The following is a 12,146-nucleotide window of genomic DNA, read 5'->3' as shown; positions in this document are numbered from 1 at the left end:
CCCAAAGACCTCGCGGTGTCCGAAGGTCCCGCGAGTGTCTGCGCCAAAGGCCACAGCTATATATAGCCAGACGCTCGCAGGAGCTGCGCACGCTGCGAGGTCTGTATCGTCCTGAAATCCTGCAAATCCTGATTCAGACAAAAAAAGTCCTGCCGGTTTAGCACCGACAGGACTTTATAGTATCTGCTATAAGCAGTTTTAGTAGTTCGACTTGGCGAAGCTGTTTCGGTTGCGGTTCTCGCTTCGGGGCGCGGCGTTGCGGTTGCCCTGGCTGTTGCCGCCACCATTGCGCGGGCCGCCTGCTGGTCTGCCACCGCCACCGGAAGGACGCCTGCCTCCACCGCCGCCGCCTTTTTTCTGCTGCTTTGCGGTGCTGGCCGCCTCGGCGAAGTCTTTGGCCGTCATCGGGTACGGGTGGTTGTCAATCACAGGCACTGATTTGGAGATCAGCTTCTGGATGCTCACCAGGTAAGAAGTCTCTTCGCCGTCGCAGAACGACAGGGCCACGCCGCTGGCTCCCGCCCGGCCTGTGCGCCCGATGCGGTGAACGTAGGTTTCCGGCTCGTTCGGCAGCTCGTAGTTAATCACGTGCGAAAGGTCGTCCACATCAATGCCGCGGGCGGCGATATCTGTTGCCACCAGCACACGCGTCTGGCTGTTCTTGAAGTTGTTGAGCGCACGCACACGCGCATTCTGCGATTTGTTACCGTGGATGGCCTCCGCCTGCACACCGGCCTTGCTCACATCGCGGGCCACGCGGTCGGCGCCGTGCTTGGTGCGGGTAAATACCAGGGCGCGGTCAATAGCGCCGTCCTTCAGCAGGTGAATGAGCAGGTTCTTTTTATCCCCCTTCTTCACATAATACACCGCCTGCTTGATGGTGTGGGCGGTAGAAGAAACCGGTGTCACCTCCACCTGCGCCGGGTTCACCAGTATGGTGTCGGCCAGTTTCTTGATTTCAGGGGCCATGGTGGCCGAGAAGAACAGCGTCTGCTTTTTCTCCGGCAACACTTTCAGCACCTTCTTCACATCGTTTATAAAGCCCATGTCCAGCATGCGGTCGGCCTCGTCCAGCACGAACATCTCGATCTGGCTCAGGTGTACATATTTCTGTGCCATCAGGTCGAGCAAACGGCCCGGCGTGGCCACCAGTATATCAATGCCGGCACGCAAGGCAGTGGTTTGCGGGTGCTGCGAAACACCTCCAAAAATGACCGTGTGCTTCAGGTTAGTGTGCTTTCCGTAGGCTGTCAGGCTGTCGGCAATCTGCAGGGCAAGCTCGCGTGTCGGCGTCAGGATGAGCGCTTTGATTTTGCGTGGTCCCCGCTCCTGCTGCGCGCTGCTCTCAGACAGCAGTTGCAGGATTGGAATAGAGAAGGCGGCCGTTTTACCGGTTCCCGTCTGGGCACAACCCAGGATGTCTCTTTTCTGGAGTATGAGCGGTATGGACTTTTCCTGGATGGGGGTGGGGGTCGTGTATCCTTCTGTTTTAAGAGCTTTTAGGATTGGCTCAATGAGGTTAAGATGCTCGAATGTCATTAATTGGTTTTTGAAAGAAACCGCGCAACGCTTTGTGCGCTGCCTTTGCGGTGAATTGGCCGGAATCTGAAGAGTGCCTCTGATAGGTTTATATAGGCACAAGGGCCATTCCCGACCTGTGTTTCAACCTCAACTCATAAAACGGAGATATAGTTCTATTTTGCTGTTGAAGAACACGAAGGTACGCGAATGCCTCTTCATATCCTACAGCTCATTTCGGCGGCAGGAATGCATTATAGGCGCAAAAGGCTGTTTCGCGTCTGCTTTGTGCTGTATCATATATACTCCGAGTGCAATTTTATTTGCTGCAGAAGCATATCCCGCGCCTGATGGGGAATCATATAGGGCGCGGGCGTGCATGAGCTGCGTAAGACATAAAGGCACCACCCCGGCCTCGTCTGGATGACAAGGCCGGGGTGGTGCCTTCCGGCAGGTTGCGCCGGTAGCTATATATGGTTACGGGGTGCTTAGTACCCCACCGTGAAGCGCTGCCGGATGTAGTGCGGCTCTTCCAACTCGTTCAGCACAGCCACGGCAAAGTCCTGCCGCGATATCCTGCTTTCACCCCGCTCGTCAAACACGGGGCTGTCGGTGTTGTAGCGGAACTTGCCGGTGCGCTCGCCCGGCTCAATGACAATGGCGGGGCTCAGGAAGGTCCAGTCCAGTTCCTGCTCTTGCTTATATACCTCCAGCGAGTCGCGCTGGGCGGCCGCGCCGCCTCTCCAGGCCTCCGGAAACTCCTCCGTGTCCACCAGTTGAATGCCGTGCTCGGGGTCAGCGTACAGACTGCCTGCGCCGCCCACGTTCAGTATACGCTTTACGCCGGCCTCTTTCGTGGCCTGCAGCACCTTCTGGGCCACCTCCACGTGCTGGCTGAAGTCGGTGCCCGGCTCCCAGCCCGGACTGTACGACACCACCACGGCATCGTGGCCCTTCAGCAGGCTGGCCATTTCGGCCACATCCAGCACATCGCCCTCCTTCACGGTCAGGCTCACGCTTTCCTCCGTCACCTTCTCCGGGTTGCGGACAATGGCCGTGACGTCATGCCCCCTGCTCAGGGCCTCCTGGGTAATTCTGGAGCCGATGTTTCCGCTGGCACCTATAATGGCTATTCTCATGTTATATAAGGTTCGGTTGTGTTTGCTCCGGTTATATATGGTTTCGGCTGCATTTGGTTACAGCAATCATTTAAACCTGTGGTGGCTGCGCTTTTCCAGCTTCGCTGATGTGCTTCACAATCTTAACAGCATGCTCCCGCGAGTTCTCGATAAACCAGACGTGCGTGTCCATGCCGCCGCAGATGACGCCCGCCAGGTATACGCCGGGCAGGTTGGTTTCCATTGTCTCCGGGTCATGCTGCGGGTAGCGTTTGTTGTCATCCGATAACATTACTCCTATCTTCTCAAGGAAGCTGAAGTCAGGCTGGTAGCCCGTCATGGCCAGCACAAAATCATTTTCAAGGGTGATGTTGCCTTCCGGCGTCTGTATATCCACCTCCCCTTCCCGGATTTCGGTGAGCCTGGAGGAGAAATAGCACTTGATGGAGCCTTCCTTGATGCGGTTCTCCAGGTCAGGCTTGGTCCAGTACTTGATGCGGCCCAGCGTTGGCTCGCGCACCACCATCGTCACGTCCGCCCCCTTGCGCCAGGTTTCCAGGGCGGCGTCCGCCGAGGAGTTGTTGGCACCCACCACCACCACTTTCTGGCGGAAGTAATAGTGCGGGTCGAAGTAGTAGTGCCGTACTTTTGGGAGATCCTCGCCAGGGATGTGCAGCATGTTCGGGATGCCGTAAAATCCCACGGCAATGATGACGTGCCGCGCCCGGTACTCCCCCTTGCTGGTGCTGATGCGGTATATGCCTCCCTCCGGCTCCATTTGTTGCACCTCCTCAAACAGGTGTACCTTCAGGTGCTGGGAGTCGGCTACGCGGCGGTAGTACTCCATCGCCTCCATTCTATTTGGCTTCGGGTGGATGGAGACAAACGGGATGCCGCCGATCTCCAGCCTGTCGGAGGTGGAGAAAAAGGTCATGTTCAGGGGGTAGTTGTAGATGGAGTTGACCAGTGTGCCCTTGTCGATGATGAGGTAATCGAGGCCCGTGCGCTGCGCCTCCAGCCCGCAAGCCAGCCCGATGGGGCCCGCGCCGATGATGAGTATGTCGAGTGGTTTGTCCAATGCTGCTAAAGTTCAGGCTATTGCGGTGTTTTTATATATAACTGTTACAACACGTAACGGCTGCCCAAGGTTTTAATTTTCTTCCAGCAGGCGCTGCATCACGTACATGCCGCGGTACTCCGGCTTCATCGCCTCAAAATCGAGGTGGTGTGTTCCACATTTCTCAAAGCCGTTCTGCTCGTAAAAGTCCACGGATTTGCTGCTGTCCATTGCCTTCAGCCAGATGAGGCGCTTGTTCCGCTGCCGCGCAAAATCCACCGTAAACGCCACCGCCTGCCTGCCCACGCCTTTGCCTGAGGCGCTTTTGGTGAGGTAGATCCGCTCCAGTTCCAGGCTCTCCTCCGCGCCGCCGCCCTCTAAGGCTTTGTCTATGTTCAGCTTCAGGAAGCCTGCCAGTTCCTCCCCCAGGTATAGCAGGAAAAAGGCGGCGTTCGGGTCTTCCAGTTCTTTTTTGAGCGCCGCTTCGCTGAAGCACTTGTCTATATACCACCTGCCGCCGTCGTACCAGAGGTACAGGTAATGGTCGCCGTAGGCGTTGATGGCGATGTCCTGGAGGGTATATAAATCGGCGGTGGTGCAGGGCGTGATTCGGATGTTGGCCATATATGCTTTTCTGATTGCAATTTACGCAAAAGACCCCACAGTGTCCGAAAGTCCTGTGAGGTCTGGATGGAAATGCCGCAGCTTCGTAGCGCAGACGCTCACGGGACCTTCGGACACCGCGAGGTCTTGGGCCATATATACCTGAGCCATATATAAAAGCGGCGGCGGGGAGTAAAACCATCCGCCGCATCCAAATCATTTATAAACTGGCTTATGCCATTACCTCGTTCAGGTTGGGCAACTGCAGCCTTCCGAAGCGGTGCAGGGTGCTCAGGTGCGAGCGTATGGCCTGCGCCAGCGTCTCGCTCTCCAGGTAAGGAATGCCGTGCTCGGCGGCCGTTTCTTTCACAATGCCGGCGATGGCCGGGTAATGCACGTGGCAGATGCGCGGGAAAAGGTGGTGCTCGATCTGGAAATTCAACCCGCCCACGTACCACGAGAGCCACCTGCTCTTTCGGGAGAAATTCGCCGTCGTGTTCATCTGGTGGATCGCCCAGTCGTTCTCAATAACGCCGCTTGTGCCGGGCAGCGGGTGGCTTGTGCCCTCCACCGTGTGCGCCAGTTGAAATATGGTGGAGAGGATGATGCCGCTCACGAAGTGCATCAGCAGGAAGCCCAGCAGCACCTCCCAGAAGGGGATGCCGAACAAAAGCGTCGGGGCCACCAGGATGGAGAAGAAATACAGCGCCTTAAACGCCAGTATCTTCGCGAAGGCTACCCTGTTCTGTGCCTTTGAATTTGCGTTGACGCCAATCCTGACATACCGGTAAAACTGCACAAAGTCTTTCAGCAGCACCCAGTAAAGCGTGAGCAGGCCGTAAAACAGGAAGGCATACGCCCACTGCAGCTTGTGGTAGAACCGAACGTGGGTGTGCGGCGAGAAGCGCATGAACACCATGTCGTCTATGTCCTCGTCCATCTCCGCCACGTTGGTATAGGTGTGGTGCAGGATATTGTGCTGCAGTTTCCAGTTAAAGGCGGAAGCCCCCAGCAGGTTCACAGAGTGCGCCATCAGGTAGTTCAGGGTTTTGCTTTTGGAGAAGGCGCCGTGGTTGGCGTCGTGCATCACGCTCATGGCAACGCCCGAAACCCCGATGCCCATCACAAGCCACAGCACCAGGCTGGCTCGCAGCGCAGGCGTGAAAGCAAGCAGCAGCGCAAAAGGCACTATATATAAAAGCAGCAGGATGATGCTCTTGGCCAGTATCTGGTTGCTGCCCGTCTTGGGCAGGCTGTTTTCTGTGAAGTAGGTGTCCACGCGCTTGCGCAGCGTCGGGAAAAACAGGCTTTTGTCTTTGCTGACGAATTTTACTTTGCCTTTAAGCTTCATTTAGTAGGCTTGATGTTAAAAAAGAGAACGATCCTTCAGCAGAAAAATCGCTCAGTCAGGAATGTACGGTGACGGAACCGGCAAAGCCGGTATATGTTCAGGCGAAACTTCCGGGGTGCTGGCAACGGCAGAAGCTTCAGAAGCAAGGCCTTGCGGCGAACGCCGTTACGCGACCCCTGATACGACCCCGGCATCCGGGAGCTTGGTTGTTTCTAAGCGACTGAAGCCGCTTCGTTGTTTTCCGGCTAGCCAATGGCGTCGTTCATGTCGGGTAGCCGAAACCTCCCGAAGCGGTGCAGGGTGGCGATATGGGAGCGGACAGCCTGCCCGAACGTCTCATTCTCCAGGTAAGGTATATTGAACTCGGCGGCCGTTTCTTTCACGATGCAAGCGATGGCGGGGTAGTGTACGTGGCATACGCGCGGAAACAGGTGGTGCTCTATCTGGAAATTCAGCCCGCCCACGTACCACGAGAGCAGCCTGCTGTTGCGCGAGAAGTTGACGGTCGTGTTCATCTGGTGGATGGCCCAGTCGTTCTCGATGTTGCCGTTCGCATCCGGCCTCGGGTGGCTCGTGCCCTCCACGGTGTGGGCCAGTTGGAACACCACCGTCAGAATGATGCCCGCCACGAAGTGCATCAGCAGGAAGCCCAGCAGCACCTGCAGGAACGGGATTCCGAACAGCAGCGTAGGCGCCGCGAGCATCACCGAAAAGTAAAGCACCTTCATGGCGATGAGCTTCAGGAGCCAGTTTCTGTTTTCAGCAGCAGAGTTGGCGTTCACCCCGTTTTTGATAAACAGGCCATACTGCACAAAATCCTTCGCCACCACCCAGTATAGCGTGAGCAGCCCGTAAAAAACGAAGGCATACACCCACTGCAACTGATGAAAAAACTTAACCTTGGTATGTGGTGAGAAGCGCAGCACCAGCCTGTCCTGTATGTCCTCGTCCATCTCCACCACGTTGGTGTAGGTGTGGTGCAGGATGTTGTGCTGCAGTTTCCAGTTAAAGGCGGAGCCGCCCACCAGGTTCAGGGTGTGTCCCATCAGGGTATTGACGCGCTTGCTGCTCGAAAAGGCCCCGTGGTTGGCGTCGTGCATCACGCTCATCCCGATACCGGCCACGCCCAGGCCCATTACAAACCAAAGCAGCAGGCTCAACGGCCATGCCGGCTGAAAAGCCAGAAGTGCGACAAAAGGCAACAAATAACAGCTCAGCAGCACGACGCTTTTCACGACCATTGCCGTGGTAGCGGTTTTGGGGATATTGTTCTCTAAGAAGTGCTTGTCTACGCGCTTGCGCAGGGTGGCGAAGAAGAGATTTTTATCTTTGGGTACGAATTTAACTTTGCCTTTAAGACTCATATAGGGGATTTGTGTGGTAAATATACACACTCACGAAATGCTGAAAGTGCATGGGGTGATGGGCGGGTACCTCTAACCTCTAAAGGTATCCCTGTGACTTTAAGTTCAGATAAAGCCGCCGGGAGTAGTAATAAATACTGACAAGCTATGCTAAAGCTCTAAATAAATACGTACAAAAGGGATGAATCCGTACAAGTTATATATAAATATTGTGAAAAGTACGGCACCCTGAATAAAAGCCCCGCCCGCAGTATGCCACCCGCCTGTGCCAGCGGCTGAACCAACAAAAGAGGCTGACCGAAATCTCGACCAGCCTCACTTGCCTCTTTTATATATACCCTGCTACAGGTGAATCACTTCGTCGTATGCGGCGGCGGCGGCTTCCATAATCGCCTCGCTCATGGTGGGGTGCGGGTGTACGGCCTTGATGATCTCGTGTCCGGTTGTCTCCAGCTTGCGGGCAACCACCACCTCGGCAATCATCTCGGTCACGTTGGCGCCTATCATGTGCGCGCCCAGAAACTCGCCGTACTTCGCATCAAAAATCACTTTCACAAAGCCGTCTTTCACGCCGCCTGCGCTGGCTTTGCCCGAGGCTGAGAAAGGGAACTTGCCCACCTTTATATCCAGCCCCTGCTCGCGGGCCGCTTTCTCTGTCAGGCCAACCGACGCGATCTCCGGGCTGCAGTACGTACAGCCCGGTATGTTGCCGTAGTTCAAAGGCTCTGGGTGATGGCCAGCAATTTTCTCCACGCAGATAATGCCTTCCGCAGAGGCCACGTGCGCCAGCGCCGGACCCGGCACGATGTCACCGATGGCGTAGATGCCATCCACATTGGTTTTGTAGAACTCGTCCACCACCACACGGCCCCGGTCCACTTTTACGCCAAGCTCCTCCAGGCCGATGTTCTCGAGGTTCGTCTGGATGCCTACCGCCGAAAGCACGATCTCCGCCTCCAGCGTCTGCTCGCCATTGGCCGATTTCACCTTCACTTTGCAAAGCTTGCCGCTGGTGTCTACAGAGGCCACCTCCGAATCGGTCATGATGTCGATGCCAGCCTTCTTGAAAGACTTGGCAAGTTGGCGGGACACTTCCTCGTCCTCCACCGGCACAATGTTCGGCAGATACTCCACCACCGTCACTTTAGTGCCCATGGCGTTGTAGAAGTAGGCAAACTCCACCCCGATGGCCCCGGAGCCCACCACCACCATCGACTCAGGCAGCTTGTCCAGGGCCATTGCCTGGCGGTAGCCGATGATCTTCTTGCCGTCGATGGGCAGGCTGGGCAGCTCGCGGGAGCGGGCGCCCGTTGCCAGGATGATGCTGGTCGCCTCTATCGTCTCCTTTTTGCCGTCGGCGCTGGTCACCTCTACCTTGCCTTTGCCCGTCAGTTTGCCGGTGCCCATGATGGCGTCGATCTTGTTTTTGCGGAACAGGAACTGGATGCCCTTGCTCATGCCGTCGGCCACGCCCCGGCTGCGCTTTATCACCGCCCCGAAGTCCACTGACGCGTCGCCCACTGTAATGCCGTAATCAGCGGCATGGTTGATATATTCAAAAACGTTTGCGCTCTTTAGCAGTGCCTTGGTCGGGATACAGCCCCAGTTCAGGCAGATACCGCCCAGCGACTCGCGCTCGACAACACCCACCTTCAGGCCCAGCTGCGAGGCGCGGATAGCCGCCACGTAACCTCCCGGACCACTACCAAGCACTACCAGATCGTATTTTGATGCCATAGTCTCTCTTTATATATAGTTGATGAGCAAAAATAGCCTTAAATCCCAACACTGCAAAACCCGCCGCCGCACCGGCTTCTCCTTTTAACGCCATGTGGCGCAATTCCCTGAAAGAAAGCATATAGGATGATGGTCAAGCGCTAATTCAGGTAAAAAACGTGAACTCGGGAATCAATTAAATGCAATATTATGATATTAAACCAATTACAATATCAAACTCACTGGCTCAGAGCGAAACCGTTTCCAGTTTTCACCTGAGGCACCTTGTAGATGTTGCTGTGCCACACGCAGTAAGGCAGCCTGAGCAGAGCGAAGGCCGCTTCAGCTACACAGTGCTGAAGGGGGAAACGAGGCCTCTCGGCCTGAGAGCACCAAAACCAGCTATAGAACTTAAAAGTAGTGAAGCCCGAGGCATGGACCGCGGCTACAAGCTCAGGCAGAATAATTCCCGAGTTCACGTTAAAAAAGATATATAGCCCTGTTTAACGCAGGCATGCGTTTGCTCAATGGACACGGCAGCACTGCTTCTGAAACATTATTTTTCGCCGGATATAATAAGACTTTCTGGTGTGGAGTATTAACGGTACGACCTACAAGCTCGCACCAGCGATGATCACCGGAATTAGGAGAAGCTTATATATAGGCTGCTCATATATAAACAGAGAAAGGCACCGTAAGGGCGCCTTTCTCAATATCAGTATGTTTTGCTATATAAGCGCTTAAACGCCGCTAGTCTGTCCTGATTTGCCGGTTGCCAGCAGGTCCGGTCTTGCATCGGCTATATCAATTGCCTCCATCCGCTTCACGGTCTCCTCTTTCACAGTCTCAAACTCCTCCTCAAACTGCTTGCTGATCGGGTTGGCCGACGGCAGCTTCACGTTGAGGGCGTCCACCTGGCGGCCGTTTTTCCAGAAGCGGTAGCAGAGGTGCGGGCCGGTGGCCAGGCCAGTGCTGCCCACGTAGCCGATCGTCTGGCCCTGCTTCACGCGCCTGCCAGGCTTCATGCCCTTAGCGAACCGCGACATGTGCAGGTACTGCGTGGTGTAGGTCTTGTTGTGCCTGATTTTGACGTAATAGCCGTTGCCCCGGGTGTAGCGGGCCTCCAGCACCACGCCATCGCCCACGGTGCGGATAGGCGTGCCGGTGGGGGCGGCGAAGTCGGTGCCCAGGTGTGCCTTGTAGCGCTTCTGCACCGGGTGGAAGCGCCGTTTGGTGTAGCGCGAGCTGATGCGGGTGTACTCCAGCGGCTCCTTCAGGAAAGCTTTCTTCATGCTCTTCCCCTGCTCGTCATAGTAGCTGGCGCCGTCGCCCTGGTCGAAGGCGATGGCGTAGAGCGGCTCGCCCTGGTGCTCAAAAAAAGCGGCCTTCAAGTTGCTGAAACCGATGGAGGTGCCGTTCACCACCTTCTCGTCATATATAAGCTTGAACTTGTCGCCGGGCTGGATGCGGTTCAGGTTGAGGCGCCAGGCGTAGATGTCGGCAAACTTGTTCACCAGTTGCGGCGAGCCGCCCGCCGCCACAATAGACTCGAACAGCGAGCTTTCGATAGTGCCCGCCAGAGTGCGCTCCAGCACTTCCATCTCCCGTTTCACCTTCGTCACGCACATGTCGCCGCGCAAATCATATATGATGTACTCCAGTTGGTTCGGCTCATATATAAAATACTGCGCCGTCTGGGCAGAGTCGGGGGCGTGCAGCAGCGTGTAGCTGCGGTTGGCGGCAATGCGGCGCAGGTTAAACACGTCCTTCGATTTTTTGGCCAGCTCGTCTATCTGGGCGGGAGAGATATTATAGCCGGAAAGAATCTCCGACAGGCTCTCGCCGCGCGCAATCTCGTCCTCCACGAGCACCAGCGAGTCGGTGGGGATGCCGTAGACGACGGGGGCCGGCATTTTTTCTTCCTCCGCCTCTGCCTCCACGGCATCAGGCGCGGGGGCGGTTTCCTTTGGCTGAGCCATCAGGCGCTCGGCGCTGAACTGGAGGGTGTACTCTGCGGTAAAGAAAACCAGCACCAACAAAGCGAAGAGGGTGGCAAGCCCTTTGCTGCTTTTGAACATCTCGTAATACCTTTGGTTGAATAATCGTCACGAAAATAGGCTTTAACCATTACAAATAAAAGTATAGCCGAAGACAATATTCAGACTACAAATATGTTACCCTGTATCTTCCGGCGTAAAGGATAGCATCTCTCCGATATATACACCTGCGCCTGCAAGCATATAAACTACAAATAACCAGCGGTTTAGGGCTAATCCGCCCCTGTTCCGCCAAATATTAAAATCTTTTATATCTTTGGCCTCTATGAAAGCATTAGAAGGAAAAGTGGCCCTGGTAACCGGGGCATCCAAAGGAATAGGCCGCGCCATCGCGCAGAAATTTGTGGAGGCGGGCGCTCAGGTGGCGTTCACGTACCTGTCAAGCGTGGAGAAAGGCCAGCAACTGGAGCAGGAACTCTCCGCCGGGGGCGGCAAAGCGAAAGGCTACCGCTCCGACGCCGCAAACACCGCCCAGGCAGAGCAACTGGTGGAGGACGTCGTGAAGGAGTTTGGCAGGCTGGACATCGTGGTGAACAACGCGGGCATTACGCGCGACGGGCTGCTGATGCGCATGAACGAGGAGCAGTGGGACGCGGTGATCAACACCAACCTGAAGTCCGTGTTCAACGTGACCAAGGCGGCCACCAAGCACATGATGCGCGCCAAGAGCGGCTCCCTCATCAACATCACCTCGGTGGTGGGCATCAAGGGCAATGCGGGTCAGGCCAACTACGCGGCCTCCAAGGCGGGCATCATCGGCTTCACCAAGTCAGTGGCGCTGGAGCTGGGCTCCCGCAACATCCGCTGCAACGCCATCGCGCCGGGCTTCATCGAAACGGAGATGACCGCCGAACTGGACCAGAAGGTGGTGGACGAGTGGCGCAAGGCCATTCCGCTGAAGCGCGGCGGCACGCCCGAGGATGTGGCCAACGCGGCGGTGTTCCTGGCCTCCGACCAGTCTGCTTATATCAGCGGGCAGGTGCTGCAGGTAGACGGTGGCATGCTGACTTAATTACGAGTTCCGAATTACGAATTAGGGTATATGAATCAGTTGTCATAAGACTATAGTTGAAGATATAGCTATCAAAATGAGCACATCATATATCCATATATAATCAGCCGCTTGTCTTGAGGAAGAATGAATAAGTAGTAAGAAGAACTCCCCTCCTGGGGGTAAGGGCCCTCGAAAAGGACAAGGAGGGGCAGGGGTGGTTGGATATAGTTTCAAAACGAACATGTGTAAAATCTGATTGATAATGGTGTAACTTATCTTTTCAACCGATTAGGGGTATATAGAGACCAATGCGCTGGCTTTTGCGTTAGCAGCATTGGTCTTTTTCTTTTATCTTTAGTACCCGTATA

9 protein-coding genes are annotated in these 12,146 nt (G+C 55.6%); 1 reads left to right on the top strand and 8 read right to left on the bottom strand.

The annotated features are described in order from the left end of the window. Window positions 1-198: 198 nt before the first annotated feature. The 8 genes from GSQ62_RS16915 to GSQ62_RS16880 all read right to left on the bottom strand — a co-directional run bounded on the left by GSQ62_RS16915 (window position 199) and on the right by GSQ62_RS16880 (window position 10,805). Window positions 199-1,539 carry a DEAD/DEAH box helicase gene (locus GSQ62_RS16915; protein WP_161890609.1) on the bottom strand — a complete coding sequence of 447 codons (1,341 nt, stop codon included), beginning with the start codon at window positions 1,537-1,539 and terminating at the stop codon, window positions 199-201. Window positions 1,540-2,006: 467 nt separating this feature from the next. Next, entirely contained in the window at window positions 2,007-2,657 is a 651-nt protein-coding gene (locus tag GSQ62_RS16910) for an NAD(P)-dependent oxidoreductase (protein ID WP_161890608.1), read from the bottom strand. A gap of 70 nt (window positions 2,658-2,727) precedes the next feature. Then, the gene (locus GSQ62_RS16905) at window positions 2,728-3,714 is read right to left on the bottom strand and encodes a YpdA family putative bacillithiol disulfide reductase (RefSeq protein WP_161890607.1); all 987 of its coding nucleotides are present in this window, start codon (window positions 3,712-3,714) and stop codon (window positions 2,728-2,730) included. 72 nt (window positions 3,715-3,786) lie between these two features. Then, a complete protein-coding gene (locus tag GSQ62_RS16900) occupies window positions 3,787-4,317 on the bottom strand; it encodes a GNAT family N-acetyltransferase (RefSeq protein WP_161890606.1) in 531 nt (176 codons plus the stop codon). 211 nt (window positions 4,318-4,528) lie between these two features. Then, window positions 4,529-5,647, bottom strand: coding sequence for a fatty acid desaturase family protein (locus GSQ62_RS16895; protein WP_161890605.1), 1,119 nt, complete (start codon window positions 5,645-5,647; stop codon window positions 4,529-4,531). Window positions 5,648-5,892: 245 nt separating this feature from the next. Beyond that, window positions 5,893-7,011, bottom strand: a complete 1,119-nt coding sequence (locus GSQ62_RS16890) for a fatty acid desaturase family protein (RefSeq protein WP_161890604.1) — start codon at window positions 7,009-7,011, stop codon at window positions 5,893-5,895. 342 nt (window positions 7,012-7,353) lie between these two features. Then, a complete protein-coding gene (gene lpdA, locus GSQ62_RS16885) occupies window positions 7,354-8,748 on the bottom strand; it encodes a dihydrolipoyl dehydrogenase (protein WP_161890603.1) in 1,395 nt (464 codons plus the stop codon). Between the two features lie 719 nt (window positions 8,749-9,467). Further along, window positions 9,468-10,805, bottom strand: a complete 1,338-nt coding sequence (locus GSQ62_RS16880; protein ID WP_161890602.1) for a peptidoglycan DD-metalloendopeptidase family protein — start codon at window positions 10,803-10,805, stop codon at window positions 9,468-9,470. Window positions 10,806-11,049: 244 nt separating this feature from the next. Here GSQ62_RS16880 and fabG point away from each other — a divergent pair, with 244 nt between their 5' ends. After that, window positions 11,050-11,796, top strand: a complete 747-nt coding sequence (gene fabG / locus GSQ62_RS16875; RefSeq protein WP_161890601.1) for a 3-oxoacyl-[acyl-carrier-protein] reductase — start codon at window positions 11,050-11,052, stop codon at window positions 11,794-11,796. Window positions 11,797-12,146 lie beyond the last annotated feature (350 nt).

Source organism: Pontibacter russatus (assembly GCF_009931655.1).
Taxonomy (GTDB): Bacteria; Bacteroidota; Bacteroidia; order Cytophagales; family Hymenobacteraceae; genus Pontibacter; species Pontibacter russatus.
This window is presented reverse-complemented; position numbering and strand designations above follow the sequence as displayed.